Below are 24,257 nucleotides of genomic sequence, written 5' to 3' on the forward strand. Positions count from 1 at the left end.
GGTTAACGGTGTTATCTCTAGCACCACACAATCGCTGCCCAGGCTAATCGTGCGCTCGCCAAGGTAAAGGCTTTTGATGCTGACGGCACCCAGCGTTCTGGTGCGGTGCCGAACTCCGGGCGGTATCCACAACGCATAGTTACTCGGCACTATCCAGCAGCCACCCTGAGTGGTGACCATCAACACCCCTTGGGTGGAGAGCAGCACCTGCGCCTGCCGATGATGGTGCACGTCGATATCGATACCATCGTTGAGATCCAGGGCGAGGGTCGATACACCGCTTGCCGCTGCAGCCAGGCTATCGCTGGATGGCAAATGCCCTGAGATGTCCATAATTCAATGACAGATGCCCTTTGGTCGTTAGACGGACTTCAGCGGATCGTAGCATTATGACTCAGGTGATGCACACAAAGATTAAACTCAACTTGTAACGAGAAATTTATGAGTCAGCCTGTTTCCGATAAAACGCCAGACACTTTGTTTTTAGACAATCTACAAAAGATCTCGATTGTCTCTTCCGGCTGGCATAAACCTATCGTTGAAAATGCCGTAAACGCTGCAAAGGAGTATTTTGAAAAAAATGGAATTGCGAAAACAAAAAAAGCCCATAAAAACATGGGCTTTTTAACTAACTACCAGTCAGTGCCAGAAAACACCTGTCGCGGGATCATTCCCACTCAATGGTCGCCGGCGGCTTACTGGACACATCGTAAGTCACGCGGGAAATACCGCCGATTTCATTGATGATCCGGTTGGAAACTGTTTCAAGCAGATCATAAGGCAAGTGCGCCCAACGAGCTGTCATGAAATCAATGGTTTCAACAGCACGCAATGCTACAACCCACTCATAACGACGAGCATCACCGACCACCCCGACGGATTTCACTGGCAGGAACACAGCAAAAGCCTGACTGGTTTTGTGATACAAATCAGCGCGATGCAACTCTTCCAGGAAGATAGCATCGGCATGACGAAGAATATCAGCATATTCTTTTTTAACTTCACCCAGAATCCGCACACCCAGGCCAGGCCCCGGGAACGGATGACGGTAAACCATATCGTACGGCAGCCCCAGTTCAAGACCAATGCGGCGCACTTCGTCCTTGAACAATTCACGCAATGGCTCAACCAGTTTCATCTTCATGGTTTCAGGCAAACCACCAACGTTGTGGTGGGACTTGATCACGTGAGCTTTGCCGGTCTTAGACGCGGCTGATTCAATCACATCAGGATAGATCGTACCCTGGGCCAGCCAGTTAACATCTTTGATTTTGGCCGCTTCTTCATCAAAAACCTCGATAAAGGTGTTGCCGATCACTTTACGCTTTTGCTCAGGATCGCTAACGCCCTTCAGTTTTGACAGGAATAATTCTTCCGCATCGGCGCGAATCACTTTCACGCCCATGTTGCTGCCAAACATGTCCATTACCTGGTCGCCTTCGTTCAGGCGCAGCAGGCCATTATCAACGAACACACAGGTCAGCTGATCACCAATGGCTTTGTGCAGCAACGCCGCGGTAACAGAAGAGTCCACGCCACCAGAAAGCCCCAGCAGAACCTTGTCGCTACCCACCTGCTCGCGAATCTGACGAACTGCATCATCAACGATTTTTGCGGGCGTCCACAACGCTTCGCAGCCACACACATTCAGGATAAAGTGCTCCAGAATCCGTTTACCCTGCAACGTGTGAGTTACTTCCGGGTGGAACTGAACACCATAGAGGTTGCGACTCAGATCCTGCATAGCCGCAATCGGCGCACTTTCAGTGGAGGCCAGCAGCTCAAAGCCTTCCGGCATGGCTACTACCTTGTCGCCGTGACTCATCCACACATCCAGCAGGGAGTCGCCAGCGGGGGTCAGGTGGTCAGTGATATCGTCCAGCAAAGGGCCTTGCGCACGAACCCTGACCTGCGCATAACCGAATTCTCGCTTCTCGGAACTTGCAACACGCCCGCCAAGCTGCTCAGCCATCGTCTGCATGCCATAGCAGATACCCAGGACCGGGATCCCCATATCGAACAGAGCTTCCGGTGCACGAGGGCCGCCAAGCTCTGTAACAGATTCCGGGCCTCCGGCCAGAATGACGCCTTTGGGGTTGAACTCTTTGAGTTCCGCTTCAGTCATATCAAAGGCTCTGATCTCGCAGTACACACCGATTTCCCGCACACGGCGGGCAATGAGCTGAGTGTATTGGGAACCGAAATCAAGAATCAGGATGCGGTGGTCGTGGATATTCTGAGCCATGGAGTCCTCGGGCTGTAAAGAAAAAACACGACCCGGAAACCGGGCCGTGTCAGATCAAACAAAAATTAACTGATGCGGTAATTGGGTGCTTCTTTAGTAATAGTCACATCGTGTACGTGGCTTTCGCGCATTCCAGCATTTGTAATCCGGACAAATTCTGGTTTGGTGCGCATTTCAGAGATATCGGCGCTACCGGTGTAGCCCATAGAGGCACGTAAACCGCCAATTAGCTGATGAATAATATTGCGCATCGGTCCTTTGCAAGCCACCCGACCTTCAATACCTTCCGGAACCAGCTTTTCAACACCTTTAGACGCATCCTGGAAATAACGGTCGCTTGAACCCTGCCCCATCGCACCCAGGGAACCCATGCCACGATAAGCCTTGTAGCTACGGCCCTGGAACAGCTCAACTTCACCAGGAGCTTCATCAGTTCCTGCCAACAGACTACCAACCATGACACAGTGGGCACCGGCGACAACCGCTTTAGCAATGTCACCGGAGAAACGCACACCGCCATCAGCAATAACAGGCACGCCCCGGTCTTTCAGGGCATCAGCAACATTGGATACTGCTGAAATCTGAGGTACGCCAATGCCGGCAACAATACGAGTGGTGCAGATAGAACCCGGGCCAATACCCACCTTCACAGCATCAGCGCCTGCGTCAGCTAACGCCAGAGCAGCGGCTGCAGTAGCAATATTGCCCCCAATCACTTGAACCTGCGGGTAGGTTTCCTTGACCCAACGAACGCGATCAATAACGCCACGTGAATGGCCGTGGGCAGTATCAACAACGAGAACGTCTACACCCGCTTCAACCAATGCATCGATACGGGCTTCGGTATCGCCACCAGTGCCGACTGCGGCGCCAACACGCAGGCGACCGTGTTCATCTTTACAGGCCAGAGGATAATCTTTGGCTTTCTGGATGTCTTTAACGGTAATCAGACCGCGCAGCTCGAAGCTGTCATTGACCACGAGTACTTTTTCAATACGGTGCCGGTGCAAAAGTTCCTTAACCTCTTCGAGGTTGGCGCCTTCTTTAACCGTGACCAGATTTTCTTTTGTGGTCATGATATTACGCACCGGAGTATCCATACGGCTTTCAAAGCGGATATCTCGCCCGGTAACAATACCTACCAAATCATCACCATCAACAACCGGCAATCCGGAAATCTTGTTGGCCATGGTGATATCAACCAGCTCGCGTACGGTGGTGTCCGGCGTAACGGTAATCGGATCTTTAACCACACCACTTTCATGTTTTTTTACCTTGCGGACTTCCGCGGCCTGCTGGTCTACCGTCATGTTTTTATGCATGATGCCGATGCCGCCTTCCTGAGCCATAGCGATTGCCAGTTCAGCATCAGTAACCGTATCCATCGCAGCAGAAACCAAAGGAATATTAAGAGTGATGCCTTTGGTCAGTTGAGTTTTCAGGTCAACTTGATGTGGAAGAACTTCGGAATATCCGGGCACAAGCAGAACGTCGTCAAACGTGAGGGCTTCTTCGGCAATACGCAGCATTTGGGTCCGCCTTTTGAACATGCTAAGTTGGGAGTTCCTATTGTTACGCTCGCGGCGGCGTAACAAAGCAAAACCTTAATCGACCTATTATAAAGTGGTGACAGAACACAGTAAACCACGGGGTTCTTACCGTCAGGTTGCATCTTTCTGAATTTCCGCTATTTTTACCCGTCACCTTCTCGGCTATTGCGTATAAAAATCACGGAGCCCACCCTTTGTCATCGTCCTACCCAGACTCCCGCCCACGTGCATTGAGTGTCAGCGAGCTTAACCATCAGGCCCGGCGCCTGCTGGAAACAAGCTTTATGCAAGTCTGGGTTGAAGGGGAGATTTCGGGGTTGTCGAGACCGTCATCCGGGCACTGGTACTTCTCGCTGAAAGATCAGAAATGTCAGATCCGCTGCGCCATGTTCAGGGGTGCCAACCAACACATTCGTACACTGCCCCGTGACGGCGATCAGATACGCATTCGGGGCAAGGTTACCCTATACGAGAACCGCGGCGACTTTCAGATTATTGTGGAACACCTGGAACCAGCCGGCCTTGGGCCACTGCAACAGGCGTTCGAGGCTCTTAAGATCAAGCTCCAGGCTGAAGGTCTGTTTGACTCTGCCCAAAAGAAGCAGCTACCCGCAATGCCCAGGCACATTGGTGTTATCACATCACCGACTGGTGCCGCCATACACGACATCCTGACCGTTCTGGCCCGGCGCTGCCCCGCTATTCCGGTCACCCTGTACCCCACAGCAGTGCAAGGCAAAGCTGCCACCAACGATATTGTGAATGCCATTGAACGGGCGCAACAACACAACGTAGCCGACGTATTGATTATCGGCCGGGGTGGTGGTTCTCTGGAAGATCTCTGGTGCTTCAATGAGGAAGCTGTAGCCCGGGCAATTGCCAGGTGTCACATACCTACGGTGAGTGCTGTCGGCCATGAAGTCGATGTGACCATCGCAGATTTCGTAGCCGACCTGCGAGCACCAACTCCATCCGCTGCCGCAGAAAAGATCTCACCGGACCAACAGGATTGGCAACGCCGCCTGGGGGAGCAACAGGGCCGCCTGAGGCTGTCAGCGTTACGCCTGCTACAACGGCTGGAAAATCAGCTCAGACACTTGAGCGCCCGATTACGAGATCCACGCCGGGAACTGCAAGACAAAGCCCAGCGTATGGACGAACTGGACATGCGTTTGAACAAGGCCATGCGGCAAAAGCTGGATCAGCAGCGCCTGAAGGCCGACCACCTCACACTTCGACTGGCCACGCAGTCTCCCGGCAAGTCAATCGCCAGTACTGAGGAACAGGTCGCACGATTACGTGAACGAATGCAACTGGCCATTCAACAACATCTGAGACAACAGCGAGAAAAGCTGCAGTTCCACGCACAGACTCTCAATGTTGTCAGCCCGCTTGCCACATTGGGGCGGGGTTATGCCATTGTAAAGGATGAAAAAGGCGGAATAATTCGCAACGCCACCCAGCTATCACCAGGCCAGGTTATCCAGGCTCAGCTAGGCCAGGGAAGTATTTCCGCCAGGGTAACGGGCATTGGCTCCACATCCAACTAACATCCTCGAAAAACGGATAACTACGCCTATTGTCTACTAGCTCCGGCCTCCAAAACTCCTACAGTTGACAGCAACAACCATAAAACAAAAACAACTCAACTGAGGTGGAGCATATGAGCTACAACTCCGAATTTCGTCGTTCCATTGATAACCGGGATGATTTCTGGCGTGAGCAAGCACAAAACATCGCCTGGATCACCCCCCCGGAAACGATTTGGCAGCCGCTGGATAATGGTCACGGCGAATGGTTTCCTGATGGCACCCTGAACACCAGCGACATAGCCCTCGATGCCAATATCCGCGCCGGCCGAGGCGACCAGACCGCCCTGATCTACGACTCACCCGTTACCAGCACCCAGCAGACATTCACCTACAACGAACTGAAAGACGAAGTAGCACAGTTCGCCGGCGCTCTGCGAGAGAGAGGTGTTGAAAAAGGCGACCGGGTCATCATTTACATGCCAATGATTCCACAGGCTGCCATTGCCATGCTGGCGTGCGCACGGCTCGGTGCCATCCACTCTGTGGTTTTTGGCGGTTTTGCAGCTCATGAATTAGCCGTGCGAATCGAGGATGCCACCCCAAAGGCCCTGATCACAGCCTCCTGTGGAATTGAAGTCAGTAACACCATTGAATATAAACCTTTGGTCGACAAAGCCATTGAACAATCCAGCCATAAACCGGATCTCTGCGTGGTATACCAAAGGCCACAGGTACAGGCATCCATGCAGGACGGCCGAGATTTCGACTGGGAAGACATCACAGCGAACGCTACTCCGGCAGACCCGGTAGCCGTAAAATCTACCGACCCTCTTTACATTCTTTACACCTCTGGCACCACAGGCAAGCCAAAGGGCGTAGTCCGGGACAATGGTGGTCACGCTGTTGCGCTGAAGTACAGCATGAGTCTGGTTTATGACGCCAAACCCGGGGACGTTTTCTGGGCTGCATCTGACGTCGGATGGGTGGTTGGCCACAGCTATATTGTTTACGCCCCACTTTTTACCGGCTGCACAACCGTCCTGTATGAAGGTAAACCCATCAAAACACCCGATGCCGGCGCCTTCTGGCGAGTCGTACAAGATCACAAAGTCGACATCCTGTTTACGGCACCCACGGCCTTCCGCGCAGTGCGTAAAGAAGATCCGGAAGCAGATCAGCTCAGCCGTTATGACGTTTCTTCGTTAAAACGCATTTTCCTTGCAGGTGAACGCCTTGACCCCCCCACCTATGAGTGGCTAAAAGAACACACCGGGCTTCCCGTACTGGATCACTGGTGGCAGACAGAAACAGGCTGGGCTATCTGCTGTAACCCGGCTGGCATTGAAATGATGATGACTAAGCCGGGCTCCGCCACCATGCCGTCACCCGGTTTTAACGTGCAGGTCGTGAATATCGACGGGTCTCAGGTGCCTGCCGGTGAACAAGGCCAGATCGCGGTCAAACTTCCATTACCACCAGGCTGTCTGATGACCGTTTGGGGTGACGATGAACGCTTCCTGAACAGCTACCTAAAACCCATACCCGGCTTCTACAGCTCTGGCGATGGCGGCTTTATTGACGACGATGGTTACGTCTTCGTTATGGGCCGCACCGATGACGTCATCAACGTTGCCGGACACCGGTTATCTACCGGTGAAATGGAAGAAGTTGTCGCTTCCCACCCCGCCATTGCTGAATGCTGTGTTGTGGGGGCCCACGACGACCTGAAAGGTCAGGTCCCGATCGGACTTGTATTGATAAAAGATGGCGCAACCATCGACCCGGACGAACTCGAAGATGAGCTCGTCGAAATGGTGAGAGAAAAAATCGGAGCAATCGCCTGCTTCAAGCGCGCGATGGTGGTTGAGCGTTTACCCAAAACCCGTTCGGGCAAGATTCTCCGCCGGGTTATCCGCCAGATTGCTGACCATGAAGAGTACAGCGTTCCAAGCACCATAGACGACCCAGCCATTCTGGATGAAATCAGCGAAATGTTCGGACGCTGAATATGGCCTGACCGGTTAACACCAGACAGCTCCCGCGGGCAACGTCCTCCGGGGGCTGACTCTCGTTCAAAAATAACGATAACCTATTGTTTATTATAGAAATTAAAGTAAATCCAACGGCATAAAAAACAATTGACGCGCCGAAAAGTCAGTCTATACTGAAAATTGCTGTGTAGGTTTGCAGCGGTATTTGGCGAATATGTTCCAACGTCCTGCCCCGGCTTTTCGTTGCCTCGTTCTTCAGAACCCTCAGAATTACACAGCACAAGAATGGTCCCGTGAGGGCAAACTTTTAGTACGTACAGGAAAGATCAATGTCTGATACAAAAACTGGCCAGGTTAAGTGGTTCAACGAAGCCAAAGGCTTTGGCTTTATTGAGCAGGAAGGCGGCACTGACGTTTTCGTTCACTACAGTGCAATCAACTCAGGAGGTTTCCGCACTCTGACTGAAGGTCAGCAGGTGCAGTTTACCGTAACCCAAGGACCGAAAGGCCCTCAGGCCGAAAACGTAACGCCACTGTAAGCGGCTTATGTTGAGAGCCTGATGCCCCTCACGGGCTGACGGACCAAAGCAGCCGGCGCTCGTTGCCGGCTGCTTTGGTTGAAATTAAGTCATAGTTGCCGCCGACCCCCTGGCTACTACCTCTTGCATTTCGGCCCCCGTCTGTTGGGCAACGGCAGAGAAAAGCGCCTGCAGGGTAGCTGAGGTGGTATCTTCGGCCAATGCAGCAGCGCTGCAATGCTTACCGTTAGCGCTCAGGCGAATACAGGCCAGAGCATTCGCTTTTGTGCCCTCACCCAGCGCGAATTCATCATAAGCCTCTATCGCAATAACGACACCGAATCGACGGGTCAGCGCATCAGAGACAGCTTCAACTGCACCAAATCCGCGTCCTTCCAACGTGACCGTCGCATCGCCAGAACCTATAACCACGTCGGCTTTTACGCCCTCTTCATCCCGATGGAGGTCATACGAGCGCAATGCCCAATCACTGGAAACCTTCAGGTAACGTTGTTCAAACAAACGGTGAATCGTCGCCGGGTTGATCTCACCGCCATTAGCCTCTGCTTCCTGCTGCACCACCTTGCTGAACTCAATCTGCAACCAGCGCGGCAAACTGATGCCATAATCACGTTCTAACACGTATGCAACGCCGCCTTTCCCGGATTGACTGTTGATCCGAACCACTTCCTCATAACGCCGCCCCAAATCGGACGGATCAATGGGCAGATAGGCGACATTCCAGGCATCCCCTTCCTGACGACGCGCCAAACACTTACGAATCGCATCCTGATGGCTGCCAGAGAAAGCCGTGAAGACTAATTCTCCCGCATAAGGATGTCGTGGATGAGTGGAAATTTCAGTACAGGCTTCCACCACTTCGGTGATCTCTGCCATGCCAGATAAATTCAATTCCGGATCAACTCCCTGGGAGTATAAGTTCATGGCCATAGTGACAAGGTCCATATTGCCAGTCCGCTCACCATTCCCCATCAACGTGCCTTCCACACGGTCTGCTCCGGCCATCACTGCCAGCTCAGCGGCAGCCACACCACATCCCCGATCATTATGGGTATGCACGCTGATGCTGAGGAACTCCCGGTAACGAATGTTTTCGCAGACCCACTCAACCTGGTCGGCAAACACATTAGGCGTTGCCATTTCCACCGTAGCCGGTAGGTTGATGATCACAGGCTGCCCTTGATCTGGTCGCCACACCCCAGTCACCGCATCGATAACCTCTGCAGCGAAGTCCAGTTCGGTGCCTGTAAAACTCTCTGGAGAATACTGGAACGTCCAGTCTGTTTCCGGGTAACGACTGGCAAACTCCTTAACAATCGTCGCACCACGCAATGCAATATCACGAATGCCATCCCGATCCAGACCAAACACCTGTTCGCGCTGGACCGTAGAAGTGGAGTTATACACATGAACGATGGCCTGCTTTGCCCCCTTCAAAGCTTGATACGTGCGTTCAATCAACTCTGGACGGGCCTGGGTAAGCACCTGGATTTTCACATCCTCAGGGATCCGGTTTTCCTCAATGAGCTTTCGGCAAAAATCAAAGTCAGGCTGGCTCGCTGCCGGGAAACCTACTTCAATTTCCTTGAAGCCCAGCTTCACCAGTAAATCAAACAAACGCTGCTTCTGCGCAACAGACATCGGCTTGATCAGTGATTGATTGCCATCACGCAAATCTACCGCGCACCAGGTGGGTGCTTTTTCGATAATCTGGTCGGGCCAGCGACGGTTCTTCTTGGCTATTGGCTTGAAGGCGGCATATTTACGATGATCAAACGCCATAACTGACAATTCCTTTCACTGATCTGGGGGATAAAGCAAGTTTACCCGGCCTACTACGCCATTTGATTGCCAATTGAACACTATTTATCTACATTAGAAGAATATTATTGCCGCCAACAAATTATTCTTGAAATATTATGCCTAACAACGAAAGTTCTTTAGTTAAAATTGACAGAACTGACCGAAAAATCCTTGAACAATTGCAGAAGGACGGGTCACTCACCAATCAGCAACTGGCAGAAAAAGTCGGTTTATCACCCTCACCCTGCTTGCGGCGAGTGCGGTCATTGGAAGAAGCCGGGATTATCGTAAGAACAGTAACCATTCTTGATCACAAGAGACTGGGCCTATCCTTGACGGCAATTATTCTGATCGGCATGGATCGTCACACACCTGAACGATTTTCCGCGTTCGAAGAACAAATATCAGAGTTTCCGGAAGTACAGGAGTGCTACCTGATAACAGGACAGAGTGCAGATTACATGTTGAAGGTGGTGGTGCCGGACATGGACCATTATCACGATTTTCTGCTGAACCGGATCACCCGGATTCAAGGGGTCAGCGGTGTCCATTCCAGCTTTGTATTGCGCCGGGTCATCGACAGCACAGCCCTGCCCCTGGGTTATCTTTCCTGACGAATCAGCTCTGAAAGGTAGGCTCGCACCATACATTTAAATTCAGCCACCAGCTGCCCGCCCTGGAGCTCTGGCAACGTTGCCGCCAGCCGGAGGATAGAGCCCGCAGAACGCAGGAGTACCAGGCTGGCCGTCCAACGTCGTTCTTCAGGCAACTCGGGATATTCCTCCGCCAGGCGAGCATCCAGATCCCGGGCATTGCTGTATAACTCTCTAAGATCCAGCTCCCTCAATTCCGGCATAGCTTCCACACCACTCCAGATAGCAGAGTAAGCAGGTTCTGTGCGGTAGAAGTCATAAAACTGATCAATCAACACATCAACAGCTTCAGACAGAGTCAGCTCTGGCAACTTTTCCCTGAGAGCCTCTTCCATTTTCTGGACATGGCCTTCCGCCAACGCATGAACGATTGCCGGCTTATTCGGAAAATAGCGATAAAGAGACGCCAGCGACATGCCAGACTGCCGGGCGATGGCAGACATACTGGTGCCATCTACGCCGTTTTCATGAAAAATAGCGGCGGCATGTCGGAGGATTGTGTCTACCCGCTCCCGGCTACGTGCCTGAAGCGGCCTCCGGCGCGGAGTTACGTCGATAGATTCATCCGTCATCATCTGTACCTTATGGGGCAGGCTCCGTACAATAACGCTCACTTTAAGACAATGAAAGGCAGATTAAAGCTCTGAGCCCCTGCCAATTAGTCTAACCCCCACTTTTCAATAAAGCGGAAGACACAATGCGAGCTAGCCGTTACCTGATTGCCACCCAGAAAGAGACCCCTGCAGATGCGGAAATTATCAGCCATCAGCTGATGCTGAGAGCGGGCATGATCCGAAAACTGGCCGCAGGCCTATATACCTGGCTACCATTGGGCCTGCGTACTCTGCGCAAAGTAGAGCAGATTGTCCGGGAAGAAATGGACAAAAGCGGCGCCCAGGAAGTCCTGATGCCTTCGGTTCAGCCGGCAGAGCTATGGCAGGAGTCCGGTCGCTGGGAGCAATATGGTGGCGAACTTCTGCGCATTCATGACCGTCATGGCCGTGAATTCTGCGTTGGGCCTACCCACGAAGAAGTGATCACAGACGTTATCCGTAATGAGCTGAAAAGCTATAAAGAACTGCCAGCTAACTTCTATCAGATCCAGACGAAATTCCGGGATGAACGCCGCCCCCGTTTCGGTGTTATGCGCGCACGGGAATTTATCATGAAGGACGCATACTCCTTCCACATCAATGCCGAATCTCTGGATGAAACCTATCGGGTCATGCACCAGACTTACTGCAATATCTTTGATCGCCTCGGATTGGACTACCGTCCGGTACAGGCTGATTCGGGCTCTATCGGTGGCAGCTCTTCCCATGAATTCCACGTACTGGCATCGTCTGGCGAAGATGCCATTGTGTTCAGCACCGGCGGTGATTACGCCGCAAACATCGAGAAAGCAGAAGCTGTAGCTCCTGCCGGTGACCGCCCTGCTGCCACTGAGGACATGAAGGAAGTTCACACGCCAGGCCAGAAAACCATCGAAGCAATTTCCCAGTTTCTGGACATACCTGCTGAACGCAGCGTAAAAACCCTGCTGGTTAAAGCTGAGGCCGATGAAAACGGCGAATCTGGTCTGGTTGCTCTGATTCTGCGTGGCGACCACACTCTGAACGAAATCAAGGCGGAAAACCTGCCCGGCATTGCCGAGCCCCTGGCCATGGCAACCGATGAAGAAATCGAACAGGCCATCGGCTGCAAGCCTGGCTCCATCGGCCCGGTTAACCTGCCGGTTACCGTGATTGTCGATCGCAGTGCCGCCCACCTGGCTGACTTCGTGTGCGGTGCCAACAAAGATGACTACCACCTGACCGGCGTGAACTGGGAACGTGACGTTCCGCTGGGCCGCGTGGAAGATCTTCGCAACGTGGTTGAGGGCGACCCAAGCCCCGACGGCAATGGAACCCTGGAAATTCGCCGCGGCATTGAGGTTGGTCATATCTTCAAGCTAGGCAACAAGTACAGTCAGGCGTTGAACGCTACAGTGCTCGATGAGAACGGCAAAGCCGTGATCATGGAAATGGGCTGCTACGGTATCGGTGTTTCCAGGATTGTCGCTTCATCCATCGAACAGAATCATGACGATAAAGGCATTATCTGGCCAGACGCCATTGCTCCCTTCCAGGTTGCAATTGTGATGCTCAACGCCCACAAAACACCCGTGGTTGCTGAGGCTGGCGAAAAGCTCTACAACGAGCTGCGTGAGGCTGGCTATGACGTGTTGCTGGACGATCGTAACGAGCGCCCGGGCGTCAAGTTTGCGGACATGGAACTGATCGGTATTCCGCACCGGTTTGTTGTTTCCGAACGGGGCTTAAAAGCCGGCACCCTAGAATACAAAGGCCGCCGAGATGAAGAAAAGCAGGATATTGCTGTAGAAGACGCACTCACTGTGCTGATGAAAGCCTCCACGAAAGCAGGCCTGTAAACTGAAAAATTCCGGGCAGGCACACCATGGCGGGCCTGCCCGGAACCTATTACCGGTAATTAACAGGTTCCGACAACGCCTGGTTCTATTTCCAGTTCTACACCAAACTTTTCCTTTACCGACCCACGCACATCCTCTGCCAATGCCAGCACATCTTCACCCGAACCACCCGAGTGATTGACCAGGACCAGGGCCTGACGGTTATGGATTCCAACCCGTGAATTGCGAAACCCTTTCCAGCCAGCCTGGTCGATTAACCATGCGGCTGCCAGCTTTACACCGTCAGCCATCGGGTAAAACACCATCTCAGGAAACTTTTTCTGCAAATCATCAAACTGCAACTGGCTGATCACTGGATTCTTGAAAAAACTTCCGGTATTTGGCAGGGTTTCGGGATCTGGAAGCTTTCTTCGACGCACCGCCATCACAGCCTCAGCCACATTCAGTGCTGTCAGCTCTGCCGCGTCGCAATCACTTAGATAATCCTGAAGATCCCGGTAATCGAGTTTCAGGGGAGCTGAACGGGATAGGCGCAAGCGAATTTCCAGGATGATATATCGACCGGGATTGCGTTTGAACAGACTGTCCCGATAAGCAAACTGGCAATCTTCAGCAGCCAGGGTTATCACCGCCATGGAATCGCAATCCAGTGCCGTCACGCTCTGTAGGGTATCGCAGAGCTCCACACCATAAGCACCAATGTTCTGAACCGGCGCGGCTCCGGCCGTGCCGGGAATCAAGGCCAGATTCTCAATGCCCCGGTAGCCTGAACGCGCAGCATACAGTACGGCATCGTGCCAATTCTCACCAGCCGCCAGTACCAGCACCGCAGCGTTATCCTGCACCTGCTCCCAGCTTCTGCCACGCAATGACATATGCAGTACAAGCCCGTCAAAATCACCGGCAAAAATCAGGTTACTGCCGCTACCCAGTACCAGCGTTTCCAGTTGTTGTGCTCTGGCGGCTTCAAGAGCCTGTTTAAGCTGACCAGCACTTTCAATATCCGCAAACTGTCGGGCCGTTGCATCTACCGCCATAGTGTTCAGGCCTTTCAGATCAACCTGGTTACGGATCTCCAGCGCAAAACTCAACCCAACCGCTCCCGTATGTCTTCCAGAAGACCTTCGCTGGCCTCATGAATCAAATCCAGAACCCGCTCAAATCCGTCCTGACCGCCATAGTATGGGTCCGGCACTTCAGCCTGACCAGACTTGCCAAACTCTAAAAACAAGCGAGGTTCGGTACCACCATTCTGGTGCCAGATATCCCTTACATCCGCCAGATTCGAACGGTCCATCACTAAAACATAATCAAATCTGTCAAGATCTTCAGCTTGCAACTGTCTGGCCTGCAAACCGCTGATATCGATATTTCTGCGCTCCGCGGCAGCAATAGCCCGGGCATCCGGCGCTTTGCCCTTATGCCAGTTAGCCGTACCGCAGGAATCGATGTGTAGCTTTGCCGACAACCCCTGCTTTTCAACAAGATGGCGAAACACGCCTTCCGCACTGGGCGAACGGCAAATATTTCCCAGGCATACAAACAGCACACTGACCGGATCAGGCATTGAACCCTCCTGCTTCCATCAGGCCCCTTACCCGGGCCAAATCTTCTTCTGTATCTACACCGGGTGCCGGTGGGCGCCCGGCAATATCTACGTGAATACGGGCACCGTTATACAACGCTCTTAGTTGCTCGAGCGCTTCAACCTGCTCGATTGGCGCTGGAGCCCAGCTGACAAATTCGCTCAGAACACTGGTTCGGTAACCATAAATGCCAATATGGCGGAAATACCCTACTCCATCTGGCAAATCGGCCTCCGTTGATGCGGCATTTTGTGGCCAAAGATCCCTAGCCCAAGGAATGGGAGCACGGCTAAAATAATGAGCCATTCCCCGGGCATCAAACACCACTTTCACCACATTCGGATTAAACACCTGGTGAGAGTCGTGGATACGTTCGCACAGGGTTGATATAGCCGCTTCCGGGTGGAACTCCAGATTGTCCGCAACCTGATTAATCAAAGCTGGCGGCAGCATAGGTTCATCGCCCTGAACATTAACCACCCGATGGTCTGCTTCCAGACCCAGTTTTCTGGCAACCTCTTCCAGGCGGTCAGTACCACTGGCGTGATTTGGCGATGTCATGACCACCTCTGCTCCGAAAGCCCGGCAGGCATCTTCGATACGGACGTCATCGGTAGCAACCACCACACGAGCTGCGCGACTTTCCTGAGCCCGCTCACATACATGCTGAATCATCGGCTTACCGGCAATCATTGCCAGCGGTTTACCCGGCAGTCGGCTGGAGGCATAACGGGCGGGAATCACGACAGTAAAAGACATACAGACAATCCTGCTTTTGGTTAACTCAGTGCTTGTCCAAACGCTCGTCAGTACTCAGGGTGCGAGCCTCAACAGCCAGCATAACTGGAATTCCCTCGCGAATAGGAAAGGCCATTGCATCCTGATAGCACAGAAGTTCAGTGCGAGCCTCGTTTAACTTCAATTCACCTTTGCACACCGGGCAAGCCAGCATAGACAACAATTTTTTATCCATGGTTTTATCTCTCGGTAACTTGAGGTTGCAGTGGCTCAGCACATTCCCTGAGCTGCTGCAAAAAACGCTGTTCAAAAGGTTCTGACAGTCGGGCATCAACCGTCAAGACCCAGGCGTTATCAGGCGCAAAACCGCGGCATTTCACCGCGTCTTTGGCTGTCATAACCAGCCATTCCAACGCGCCAGACGCCAAATCTTCAGGCCGGAACCGGTGATGATCAGGATAAGAAACCGCCTGAACATGAGCTCCTAACTGCCTGAGTGTATTAAAAAATCGATCAGGATTCCCAATCCCAGCTACTCCTCGCACGGGCTTACCGCTAAGAACGGATGGATCCAAACTTGCGCCTGAGTTTATGTTGACCAGAGTAGCCGGCTGCAAAACCATGGCATGAATGTCCGGGTGCTCCACTCCGGCAAACTCTTCAATACGATGATCAGCCTGAGGAAACTCCTTGCCATTCAGAATCACAAAATCCACCGAGGCAAGCCGTTCAAGGGGTTCTCTAAGAGGGCCTACCGGTAATAATGCACCATTACCAATACCCCGCTGGGCATCAAACACCGCCAACTCAATATCTCGGGGCAAACGGTAATGCTGAAGTCCGTCATCGCAGATCAGCACATCGCCCAAACCTTGATCCAGAGCCCAGCGAGCTCCCCGAAGGCGTTCAGGATCAACCACTACAGGGCATCCGGTAGCCAGCGAAAGCATAAGGGGTTCATCACCACAAACACTCGGAGGCGTTCCCTCTTTTACCAACAAGGGATAATGGTCACTTTTGCCCCCATAACCCCGGGTCAGGATAACGGGGCGCCAGCCCTCTTTACGCATGCACTCAACCAATCGAGCCGTAAGTGGTGATTTTCCGGTGCCACCCACCGTTATGTTACCCACCACCACAACCGGCACGGGCAGTCTCCCGGCCTGTGCCTGCGTGGCCTTTCGGCGCTTTGATTCGGAAATGGTTCGGTAAAGCCAGGCCAGTGGTGCCAGGACAGCCAGCGGCCGACTTCGGCCGTACCAAAAACGGTCAATCATGCTGCTCATGCATGCTCACTAAACTGCACCTGGTGTAACTGGGCATAAGCCCCACCAGCAGCCAAAAGTTCGCTATGGGTTCCAGACTCGATAATGCGCCCCTGCTCCATCACCAGTATCCGGTCGGCTTTCTCAATGGTAGACAGCCTGTGCGCTATAACCAGAGTCGTCCGCCCTTGCATTACTGTTTCGAGGGCTTCCTGAATGTGGCGCTCAGACTCAGTATCCAAAGCCGATGTAGCCTCATCCAGTATCAGAATCGGAGCGTTCTTAAGCAGGGCTCTGGCAATGGCCAGGCGCTGGCGCTGGCCACCGGAAAGCATCACACCGTTATCACCGATCATGGTGTCCAGCCCTTCAGGCATGCGGTCAATGAACTCTAACGCATGAGCCTTCGCAGCAGCCTCACGAATTTCCTCACGGCTGCAATCACGCAAAGCACCGTAGGCGATGTTGGCCGCAATGGTATCGTTGAACAGCACGACATTTTGTGTAACCAGCGCTACCTGGGCCCTCAGTGCTTTCAGCGAATAGTCTGTCAGGGGGTGACCATCAACCCGGATTTCACCTTCGGTGTAGTCGTAAAAACGTGGCAGCAGGCTGACCATGGTGGATTTACCGCTACCCGACCGGCCAACCAGCGCAACACTCTGCCCAGCTGGCAGATCAACCGAGATCTGGCTCAGCACGTCATCCAGTTGGTCACGGTAACGGAAGGACACCTGATCAAACTCTATATGACCTTCTACACGTTCGGGCGCGTACTCTCCACCGTCGCTCTCTGGCTGCTCATCGATGGTCTCAAACACATCATAAGCCGCTGCAACCCCCTTCTGAATTTTGGAGTGTACGGAGGTAACCTGACGAATAGGTTTGGCCATGGTCGTTGCAGCAGTGATAAAGGCAATCAGTTGACCGGTCGACATTTCACCTCGAATTTCAGGGGCCAGCATTGTCCAGACCAGTGCTGCAATAGCAACGGCGACCAGCACCTGAATCACCGGCACACTGATGGCCTGAGTAGAGGCCATTTTCAGGCTTTGCTTCAGATTCCGGGCACTGACATCACGAAAGCGCTCACGTTCATAGTCTTCACCACCGAAGGTACGAACTACCCGATAACCGGAGATAGATTCCGATGCCACATGGGTAATATCTCCCATGGAACCTTGTATACGCTGGCTGATTTTACGAAACCGCTTACTGGCATAACTCACCACCAGCCCAATCACCGGCCCCACGGTCAGAAACACCAATGTCAGTTTCCAGTTGGTATAAATCATGAAGCCAAGCAGACCAATAATGGTCAGGCCTTCACGAAGTGTAATAGTAATCGCGTTAGTGGCCGCTTCCGCTACTTGCTCAACGTTGAATGTCAGCTTTGACACCAACCGGCCAGCAGCGTTCTCATCAAAGTAACGGGACGGAAGTGTCATGAGCCGGTCAAAAACGTCATTACGCAGAGCATTAATCACATTCCGGCCAACATAGCTGATGAAATACTGACTAAAGAAAGTTCCCAACCCCCGAAGCGCAAACACACCAACAATCAATACCGTCAAAAGCACGCGATTCTGTGAGGTCGGATTCTCGATTGCCGTAATGACATACTCCATGGCCGCCGCCATCCCTGTAGATGCCGCCGCATAAAGCACGTTACCGAAAACGGCCAGGGTAAATGCCAGCCAGAACGGCTTCACATAGGTAAGCAAGCGTTTATAGGTGGCCCAGCTTCCGGCAGGTGGCACCTTGAGAGGTTCCGGCCTTGACTCAATCACCGGCTCTCAGCCTCCCGCTCGGTGGTTATGCTCAACTTGGTGAAGCCTAAGCGGCCAGCCACGTCCATCGCCCGAACAACGTATTCATGGGGCGTGCGAGCATCTGCCGTTATGATAAAGGGCAAACTGCTATCACCCTCGGCCAACTCACTGACACCCCGTTCGAGGGTTTCGCGACGGTTGTTAACCAACGCTTTGTCATTAAGGATGTATTGACCTTCTGCATTTATCACCACGTCGATCTGACGCAGTTCGGAAGCCGCCACCGGATCTCCGCTTGCCTCCGGCAAGTCCACTTCAAGATGACTTTCCCGAGTGAAGGTGGTGGACACCATAAAGAATATCAGCAGAAGGAAAACCACATCGATCAGTGGCGTCAGGTCGACCCCGACTTCCTGGCTTCTCTGGCGCTTGAACTTCACGGCGTTCAGGCTCCTTCTACGTCGATTTCACGATCACCATGAACCACTTCCACCAGTTTAATGGCTTCCTGCTCCATGTTAACCACCAGCTCATCAACGCGGCGAATAAAGTAGCGATGACAGATCAAGGCAGGAATGGCCACACTCAGACCCGAAGCAGTTGTGATCAAGGCTTCAGAAATGCCACCTGCCAGGTTGCCAGCATTACCAACCCCGGCCAGCTGAATTTCAGCAAACACTTTGATCATGCCAATTACAGTACCCAACAGGCCAAGCAACGGGGTGATCGTAGCAATGGTTCCCAACGGGTTGAGGAAGCGCTCGAGTTCGTGAATTACCTGACTGGCCTCGTGCTCAATGCTCTCTTTCATGATCTCGCGACCATATTTGGCATTCATCAGGCCGCCAGCGAGGACACGCCCCATCGGTGAAGAACTCTGAAGCGCTTTCAGCTTGCGCCCATTAAGCTCTTTTTTCTTTATCCAGCGCCAAAGTTCATTGATGGATTGCGACGGCGCCACGCGGGAAGCCCGCAGAGACCAGAAACGCTCCAGAATGATCGCAAGTGCCAGAATGGAACAGGCAACAATGGGCACCATCAGGATGCCACCAGCTTTCAACAGCTCAAACACGCTTGATCTCCCTGATTAATGACAAGCCGCGCTACTTTAGCATAGCTGCCGGTACAGGCCACACCTGGAATGTCATGGTATTTTACATTGATCCCGGGTAAGGCCCGGCCCGCTAATCCAGAATGGCCCGCCACCTCTGGCTTCATCGATCTCCGGGCCGCCAGCGGTGAAGGTTATGGTTAACTGTCCTGAGCAGGCTGTGTTCAAGGCATAAGCCCCGGCTTCCATATATCGTTGCACCACATCACGATGGGGGTGCCCGAACCGGTGTTGGTAGCCCGCAGTGTAAACAACCCAGTCTGGCCGGGCAGCCGCAATCCAGGCGGTAGAAGAAGAGGTTTTACTGCCGTGATGCGGTGCAATCAGGATCCGCCGCCCTTCAAACCCTGAAAGCCATCCCGCTTCTGGGTCTGCCAGCATTTCAGCCTCAACTTTACGGCTGACATCTCCAGCAAGAATCAGGTCCGTTTCGGATTCAGGATGCAACACACGCAGAACGCAAGAGGCATCATTGCCCGAGCGACCGGAATGACTTCGCCAGAAGGATAATTCCAAATTCCCCAGCCTGTGAGTCTCCTGTGAACACAGCGCCACGTCAGGCCTGGACTCAACCCTGAGTTTTTGTTGAACCTTCTCCGGCTCTCCGCTTGAAAGCAGCCCGACCGACGTCTTTGCCAGCAACTGAGGCAAACCGCCCGAATGGTCACTGTCGCCGTGACTGATGACAAGGCGATCAAGACGCTTCACGCCAAGTGCTTTTAAATTAGGTATCAAAACCGACTCAACAGCAGAGAAGACACCCTCCACTTCGGGCCCCGTATCATAGAGCAGCACTTCCTGCCCTGACCTTACAAGAACAGACAACCCTTGCCCGACATCCCAGATACGGACCTCAGGCTCTGGTACTGATGAATTACTGGCCTCAGGTGCAGCCGGAAGCCCTAAAACAAGCCACGACAGTATCGCCAATCCACTGATCACACGAAAACGCCCGTCAGGGAAGCGCACAGCTATCACAGTGATGACAGCCAACGTCAGCAAAACCGGTAAAGAAACGCTACGCAACTCTGGCATCGGCATGGACTGAGCCATTTCCAGAGCAAACCATAAGACTCCAAGTACGGCATCAAACAAATTAATCGAAACATCCGCCAGTACCCCGCCACTGGCAAGCGTCAGCAGGCTTCCCAAAAACAGGACTGGCATCACCACGAATGATACCCACGGTATCGCTACCATATTTGCAATCAGGCCTGCTGCTGGCTGGCCCTGCCCCAACTCATCCAGAATGGGCCATAGGCCGGCAAAAACTGCACACTGGGCAATCACCAGCCCTGCAAGCCAGCCCGGAGCCCCCAGTCTTCCGGCAAACACTGATAACAATAAAGCCACCGCAGCAAAGGAAAGCCAAAACCCTTGGTCCAGAGGCGCAAAAGGATCAACCAGAAGCACCAGACCAAGCGCTACAACAAAGGGATACCACGGACTGATCTCTTGAGCTTTCAGGATATACCAGCCTCCGACAACCACCATCACAAGTGCACGCTGAGTGGGTACGGTCATACCAGCAAGCAACCCATATATCAGACAGCACAGCAGAACCATCGCAAAAACAACATTTCTGATGCGATGCTCGGACAGCATTCCTGATGGGGCCAACAGCATCATTCGACGCCCTATCATTCCAGAAGCCAGCGCCACTAACCCCAGATGAAGACCAGAGATAGCCACAAGATGAATAGTGCCTGTTGCCTTGAGTGTCACCCAGTGATCCGGGGAAAGGTGACCACGGTTCCCCATCAACAACGAAGCAATCAATGGGTAATGCTCTGCCGCCCCGAAGTACCGTTCGACGATGGCAGCCATACCCCGGTGCCAGGCGCGATAAGTACAATCCAAACGGCAAGGAACTTCCGGAGCTGACTCCAGTTTACGAACGCTCCCTGTTGCCCGAACGCCATGACGAAACAACCAATCCTCATAGCGAAAGCCGGCGTGGTTAAGAGTGCCGTGAGGACGTTTGAGAACAACCAGAAGTTTTAATTGCTGAGACGGCAAAACCTTATGCGCTGAACCATACCAGGCAAGCCGAACCTTAAGTGGCAACGCGGCTTCAACTTCCATTTCAGGAGGCTGATGCCAACGATGTACGCACAAAGTAAATCGCAGGCTGTTGAAACTGCCGGGCTGAGGTAAGTCGCAGACGTAACCCGACACCGTCAGTGGAATGCCCTCCAATTCTGACGGCAGAATATTCGTCAAACGTGAATCGGCATGCCAGGCAGCCCAACTTAAACCAACACCGGCCCACATCAGCCATACAAAAACAGCATGGAGGCGCGAAGATTCAAGAAACAAAAGAGGTAGCAGTACAATCAACAACAAAAACAACCACTGATAAGGTGGCAAAACGGCAAACCGATAAAGTAAGATAATGCCGCAACAGAATGCGAGAATGCCTGCTGGGCCAAGAAGAGATCGTTCAGCCCGATAGCTGAACCGAGAATACTTGGACAATCCTTGTCCTCCGTTCTAAAAAACCGACTTTCTATTTGCCGGTCACCATCCATACCGAGAGAACAGGCCGAACTTCCTATGCCGAAGAGGTTCATGAAACGGTATTTGCCGACTCCAGAGAAAGTGCAGTCTATCAAGACCCTGCATTTTCTAGGCGATATCCTTCACGAACCTAACCTCTGGCATATTAACCGCCACTGCGTTGCTCGAGCCTTCCTCATCGGGGTCTGGTTTTGCTTTATCCCAATGCCGTTCCAAATGGTTGCAGCTGCCTTTTTCGCCATCTGGTTTAACGCCAACCTGCCCTTGTCAGTGGCGCTGGTCTGGATCAGCAACCCGCTGACCATGCCTCCCATTTTCTATTTCAATTACAAAGTTGGTGCCTGGATTCTTGACCGGCCGGTATTACCGTTTGAGTTTCAGCCAAACTGGCACTGGGTCAGTACCCGACTGTTTGAAATCGGCATTCCGCTTTATCTTGGCTCATTGCTCATGGCAACACTGGGCGCCTGCGCAGGTTATCTGGCCGTTCAATATTTCTGGCGCAGAAAAGTCCGATCTGACTGGCAATTGCGCCGCCGCTTAAGAATCAAGCCGTAGCGCGCCAGTAATCAGGGCTCCTGAATCAACCGCCCCTGCTCCAGGCGCAATACTCTGCCCAGGCTTCTGGCCATCCCCATGTCATGGGTAACCATGATAAATGCAGTTCCGGAGTTATCCCTCAAATCCTGAATCAGGGCACGAATACCCTCGCCCGTGTGTTGGTCGAGGTTACCGGTGGGCTCATCCATCAATACGCAGCTAGGCTCATTCACCAATGCCCTTGCGATGGCCACTCGCTGGCGTTCACCGCCCGACAGCTCACCAGGCTTGTGACGCAGCCGCTCAGCCAGACCTACCCGGACCAGCAATGCCTCAGCTTTAAGTTTCGCCTTTTTGGGCGCAACACCGCCAAGTACACAGGGCATCATGACATTTTCAAGCGCTGTAAACTCAGGCAAAAGATGATGAAACTGGTACACAAAACCCAAATGTTTATTTCGGAAACGCGCACGACCAGCTTCCGATAAAGCATGAATGTCCTGGCCACAAATCTCGATCTGACCCGACGAAGGCTTATCCAGACCACCCAGTAAATTCAGAAGCGTCGTTTTACCCGCACCACTGCTGCCCACAATGGCAACCGTTTCACCCGCCGATACCTCCAGCGATATATCCGAAAAAATCGTGAGTTTTTCCGGCCCTTCACTGTACGTTCGTGTCACCTGCCGGCAATCAATCACCAAGGGCGTTACTTTGTTTATCATCTGTACATCACTCATAGCGCAACGCCTCTGCCGGTTCGACCCGTGACGCACGCCAGGCTGGGTAAATCGTTGCCAGCAAGCTCATCGCCAGGCCGGCACCACTGATAATCATTACGTCCTGCCACTGCAACTGGGATGGCAAATAGCTGATAAAGTAAACATCCGAACTCAAGAACTGGTGCCCCATAGCGGCTTCCAGCCATGCAATGAAAGCACTGATATTAAGCGCGCCCAAGACCCCAAGCACGGTGCCAATCAGCGTACCAAACACACCAATGACCGCGCCCTGAATGATAAAGATGCGCATAATCCGGCCCGGTGTTGCCCCCATTGTTCGAAGAATGGCGATATCGGCTGTTTTGTCAGTTACAACCATCACGAGTGTAGAGACAATGTTGAAGGCAGCAACCGCGACAATAAACATCAACAGCAACCCGATCATGGTTTTTTCCATGCGAATTGCGTTGAACAGATTGCCATGGGTGCGGGTCCAGTCGGATACGTAGTAACGACCTCCCAGACTCATGGCAACCTCATTTACCACTCTCGGTGCGGAAAATAAATCGTCCATCAAAAGCCGCAATCCTTCAGCTTTTCCATTGGTGCGCATTAACCGGGACGCATCATCCATATGAATGAGCGCATAATTGCCATCCAGTTCAGCCCCGACGCTAAAGATCCCTTTCACGGTAAAACGCTTAAGCCTTGGCAGCACACCAGCAGGTGTGACAGAGGCCTCAGGCAGTACTACCGTCAACTTGTCGCCAACACCAAGGCGCAAACTGTTTGCCATCAAGCGGCCTATGATAATGCCGAACTCTCCGGACTTGAGATCATCTAACCCACCTTCCACAAAATGGTTTTCAATAATTGACACCGATGCTTCCTGTTCCGGAAGTATGCCGCTCAGCATCACTCCACGAACATTGCCACCCCCGGTGACCATGCCTTGCCCCTGAATAAACGGGGCCGCAGCCAAAACGTGCGGATGCTGCTCAATACGCTGATCAAGCTCTTCCCAGTCATCCAAAGGACCAGACGCCCCCTGAATCGTGGCATGAGGAACCATGCCCAAAATGCGCTGTTTAAGCTCCTGATCAAAACCGTTCATCACTGACAGTACAATAATGAGTACCGCCACTCCCAACATCAGTCCGATCATGGACGTGAGTGAGATGAACGAAATAAAGTGATTACGCCGCTTGGCTGCGGTGTACCGCAAACCAATGTAAAACGATAAGGGTCTGAACATGGGG

Annotated in this window: 22 protein-coding genes; 6 read left to right on the forward strand and 16 right to left on the reverse strand. The window is 52.8% G+C overall.

The window, feature by feature from the left end; all coding sequences use genetic code 11:
* The 3 genes from ABYA77_RS11175 to guaB form a co-directional block, all read right to left on the reverse strand.
* Positions 1-333 (reverse strand): AraC family ligand binding domain-containing protein (locus ABYA77_RS11175; protein WP_372966052.1); only part of this gene is annotated, 333 nt, incomplete at its 3' end.
* 334 nt (positions 334-667) lie between these two features.
* Complete coding sequence (guaA, locus tag ABYA77_RS11180) at positions 668-2,245, reverse strand: glutamine-hydrolyzing GMP synthase (protein WP_372966053.1); 1,578 nt, start codon at positions 2,243-2,245, stop codon at positions 668-670.
* Between the two features lie 65 nt (positions 2,246-2,310).
* Complete coding sequence (gene guaB / locus ABYA77_RS11185) at positions 2,311-3,774, reverse strand: IMP dehydrogenase (protein ID WP_372966054.1); 1,464 nt, start codon at positions 3,772-3,774, stop codon at positions 2,311-2,313.
* Between the two features lie 215 nt (positions 3,775-3,989).
* On the opposite strand from guaB, the gene xseA reads away from it, so the two are divergent.
* The 3 genes from xseA to ABYA77_RS11200 all read left to right on the forward strand — a co-directional run bounded on the left by xseA (position 3,990) and on the right by ABYA77_RS11200 (position 7,857).
* A complete protein-coding gene (gene xseA, locus ABYA77_RS11190) occupies positions 3,990-5,345 on the forward strand; it encodes an exodeoxyribonuclease VII large subunit (protein WP_372966055.1) in 1,356 nt (451 codons plus the stop codon).
* A 113-nt stretch (positions 5,346-5,458) separates the two neighbouring features.
* Complete coding sequence (locus ABYA77_RS11195; RefSeq protein ID WP_372966056.1) at positions 5,459-7,333, forward strand: propionyl-CoA synthetase; 1,875 nt, start codon at positions 5,459-5,461, stop codon at positions 7,331-7,333.
* A gap of 314 nt (positions 7,334-7,647) precedes the next feature.
* Complete coding sequence (locus ABYA77_RS11200) at positions 7,648-7,857, forward strand: cold-shock protein (protein ID WP_372966057.1); 210 nt, start codon at positions 7,648-7,650, stop codon at positions 7,855-7,857.
* Between the two features lie 84 nt (positions 7,858-7,941).
* Here ABYA77_RS11200 and leuA read toward each other — a convergent pair whose 3' ends face one another.
* Positions 7,942-9,639, reverse strand: a complete 1,698-nt coding sequence (gene leuA, locus ABYA77_RS11205; RefSeq protein WP_372966058.1) for a 2-isopropylmalate synthase — start codon at positions 9,637-9,639, stop codon at positions 7,942-7,944.
* Between the two features lie 137 nt (positions 9,640-9,776).
* Here leuA and ABYA77_RS11210 point away from each other — a divergent pair, with 137 nt between their 5' ends.
* Positions 9,777-10,274, forward strand: coding sequence for an Lrp/AsnC family transcriptional regulator (locus ABYA77_RS11210; protein WP_372966059.1), 498 nt, complete (start codon positions 9,777-9,779; stop codon positions 10,272-10,274).
* Here the strand turns inward: ABYA77_RS11210 and ABYA77_RS11215 are convergent.
* Positions 10,262-10,885, reverse strand: a complete 624-nt coding sequence (locus ABYA77_RS11215) for a TetR/AcrR family transcriptional regulator (protein WP_372966060.1) — start codon at positions 10,883-10,885, stop codon at positions 10,262-10,264. The genes ABYA77_RS11210 and ABYA77_RS11215 overlap by 13 nt on opposite strands.
* Before the next feature lie 125 nt (positions 10,886-11,010).
* On the opposite strand from ABYA77_RS11215, the gene ABYA77_RS11220 reads away from it, so the two are divergent.
* Complete coding sequence (locus ABYA77_RS11220; RefSeq protein ID WP_372966061.1) at positions 11,011-12,744, forward strand: proline--tRNA ligase; 1,734 nt, start codon at positions 11,011-11,013, stop codon at positions 12,742-12,744.
* Positions 12,745-12,803: 59 nt separating this feature from the next.
* Here the strand turns inward: ABYA77_RS11220 and murB are convergent, their stop codons facing one another.
* The 9 genes from murB to ABYA77_RS11265 all read right to left on the reverse strand — a co-directional run bounded on the left by murB (position 12,804) and on the right by ABYA77_RS11265 (position 21,694).
* The gene (gene murB, locus ABYA77_RS11225; protein ID WP_372966062.1) at positions 12,804-13,835 is read right to left on the reverse strand and encodes a UDP-N-acetylmuramate dehydrogenase; all 1,032 of its coding nucleotides are present in this window, start codon (positions 13,833-13,835) and stop codon (positions 12,804-12,806) included.
* Complete coding sequence (locus tag ABYA77_RS11230; protein ID WP_372966063.1) at positions 13,832-14,311, reverse strand: low molecular weight protein-tyrosine-phosphatase; 480 nt, start codon at positions 14,309-14,311, stop codon at positions 13,832-13,834. Before ABYA77_RS11230 ends, murB begins: the two co-directional genes overlap by 4 nt.
* Positions 14,304-15,089: a 3-deoxy-manno-octulosonate cytidylyltransferase gene (gene kdsB, locus ABYA77_RS11235; RefSeq protein ID WP_372966064.1), complete on the reverse strand. Its 786-nt coding sequence runs from the start codon at positions 15,087-15,089 to the stop codon at positions 14,304-14,306. The genes ABYA77_RS11230 and kdsB overlap by 8 nt, the downstream gene beginning before the upstream one ends.
* Before the next feature lie 25 nt (positions 15,090-15,114).
* The gene (locus ABYA77_RS11240) at positions 15,115-15,303 is read right to left on the reverse strand and encodes a Trm112 family protein (RefSeq protein ID WP_372966065.1); all 189 of its coding nucleotides are present in this window, start codon (positions 15,301-15,303) and stop codon (positions 15,115-15,117) included.
* Between the two features lie 4 nt (positions 15,304-15,307).
* Positions 15,308-16,354 carry a tetraacyldisaccharide 4'-kinase gene (gene lpxK / locus ABYA77_RS11245; RefSeq protein WP_372966066.1) on the reverse strand — a complete coding sequence of 349 codons (1,047 nt, stop codon included), beginning with the start codon at positions 16,352-16,354 and terminating at the stop codon, positions 15,308-15,310.
* Positions 16,351-18,123, reverse strand: a complete 1,773-nt coding sequence (gene msbA / locus ABYA77_RS11250) for a lipid A export permease/ATP-binding protein MsbA (protein WP_372966067.1) — start codon at positions 18,121-18,123, stop codon at positions 16,351-16,353. Before msbA ends, lpxK begins: the two co-directional genes overlap by 4 nt.
* Complete coding sequence (locus ABYA77_RS11255) at positions 18,120-18,545, reverse strand: ExbD/TolR family protein (RefSeq protein WP_372966068.1); 426 nt, start codon at positions 18,543-18,545, stop codon at positions 18,120-18,122. The genes msbA and ABYA77_RS11255 overlap by 4 nt, the downstream gene beginning before the upstream one ends.
* A 5-nt stretch (positions 18,546-18,550) precedes the next feature.
* Positions 18,551-19,177 carry a MotA/TolQ/ExbB proton channel family protein gene (locus ABYA77_RS11260; RefSeq protein ID WP_372966069.1) on the reverse strand — a complete coding sequence of 209 codons (627 nt, stop codon included), beginning with the start codon at positions 19,175-19,177 and terminating at the stop codon, positions 18,551-18,553.
* 72 nt (positions 19,178-19,249) lie between these two features.
* The gene (locus ABYA77_RS11265; RefSeq protein WP_372966070.1) at positions 19,250-21,694 is read right to left on the reverse strand and encodes a DNA internalization-related competence protein ComEC/Rec2; all 2,445 of its coding nucleotides are present in this window, start codon (positions 21,692-21,694) and stop codon (positions 19,250-19,252) included.
* 78 nt (positions 21,695-21,772) lie between these two features.
* On the opposite strand from ABYA77_RS11265, the gene ABYA77_RS11270 reads away from it, so the two are divergent.
* Positions 21,773-22,294 carry a DUF2062 domain-containing protein gene (locus tag ABYA77_RS11270; RefSeq protein ID WP_372966071.1) on the forward strand — a complete coding sequence of 174 codons (522 nt, stop codon included), beginning with the start codon at positions 21,773-21,775 and terminating at the stop codon, positions 22,292-22,294.
* 11 nt (positions 22,295-22,305) lie between these two features.
* Here the strand turns inward: ABYA77_RS11270 and lolD are convergent, their stop codons facing one another.
* Positions 22,306-23,016, reverse strand: a complete 711-nt coding sequence (gene lolD / locus ABYA77_RS11275; RefSeq protein WP_372966072.1) for a lipoprotein-releasing ABC transporter ATP-binding protein LolD — start codon at positions 23,014-23,016, stop codon at positions 22,306-22,308.
* Positions 23,009-24,253 (reverse strand): lipoprotein-releasing ABC transporter permease subunit, encoded by a 1,245-nt coding sequence (locus ABYA77_RS11280; RefSeq protein WP_372966073.1) that lies wholly within the window; start codon positions 24,251-24,253, stop codon positions 23,009-23,011. Before ABYA77_RS11280 ends, lolD begins: the two co-directional genes overlap by 8 nt.
* Positions 24,254-24,257: the final 4 nt, after the last annotated feature.

Source organism: Marinobacter sp. (assembly GCF_041595835.1).
Classification (GTDB): domain Bacteria; phylum Pseudomonadota; class Gammaproteobacteria; order Pseudomonadales; family Oleiphilaceae; genus Marinobacter.

Excerpts from the sequence above, each read along its gene's own strand:
- kdsB (WP_372966064.1), bottom strand. The coding sequence starts at position 15,089 with ATGTCTTTTACTGTCGTGATTCCCGCCCGTTATGCCTCCAGCCGACTG.
- ABYA77_RS11215 (WP_372966060.1), bottom strand. The coding sequence starts at position 10,885 with ATGACGGATGAATCTATCGACGTAACTCCGCGCCGGAGGCCGCTTCAG.
- ABYA77_RS11220 (WP_372966061.1), top strand. The coding sequence starts at position 11,011 with ATGCGAGCTAGCCGTTACCTGATTGCCACCCAGAAAGAGACCCCTGCA.
- ABYA77_RS11195 (WP_372966056.1), top strand. The coding sequence starts at position 5,459 with ATGAGCTACAACTCCGAATTTCGTCGTTCCATTGATAACCGGGATGAT.
- ABYA77_RS11280 (WP_372966073.1), bottom strand. The coding sequence starts at position 24,253 with ATGTTCAGACCCTTATCGTTTTACATTGGTTTGCGGTACACCGCAGCC.
- lolD (WP_372966072.1), bottom strand. The coding sequence starts at position 23,016 with ATGAGTGATGTACAGATGATAAACAAAGTAACGCCCTTGGTGATTGAT.
- ABYA77_RS11240 (WP_372966065.1), bottom strand. The coding sequence starts at position 15,303 with ATGGATAAAAAATTGTTGTCTATGCTGGCTTGCCCGGTGTGCAAAGGT.
- ABYA77_RS11200 (WP_372966057.1), top strand. The coding sequence starts at position 7,648 with ATGTCTGATACAAAAACTGGCCAGGTTAAGTGGTTCAACGAAGCCAAA.
- leuA (WP_372966058.1), bottom strand. The coding sequence starts at position 9,639 with ATGGCGTTTGATCATCGTAAATATGCCGCCTTCAAGCCAATAGCCAAG.
- lpxK (WP_372966066.1), bottom strand. The coding sequence starts at position 16,354 with ATGAGCAGCATGATTGACCGTTTTTGGTACGGCCGAAGTCGGCCGCTG.
- guaB (WP_372966054.1), bottom strand. The coding sequence starts at position 3,774 with ATGCTGCGTATTGCCGAAGAAGCCCTCACGTTTGACGACGTTCTGCTT.
- ABYA77_RS11230 (WP_372966063.1), bottom strand. The coding sequence starts at position 14,311 with ATGCCTGATCCGGTCAGTGTGCTGTTTGTATGCCTGGGAAATATTTGC.
- ABYA77_RS11210 (WP_372966059.1), top strand. The coding sequence starts at position 9,777 with ATGCCTAACAACGAAAGTTCTTTAGTTAAAATTGACAGAACTGACCGA.
- guaA (WP_372966053.1), bottom strand. The coding sequence starts at position 2,245 with ATGGCTCAGAATATCCACGACCACCGCATCCTGATTCTTGATTTCGGT.
- ABYA77_RS11270 (WP_372966071.1), top strand. The coding sequence starts at position 21,773 with ATGCCGAAGAGGTTCATGAAACGGTATTTGCCGACTCCAGAGAAAGTG.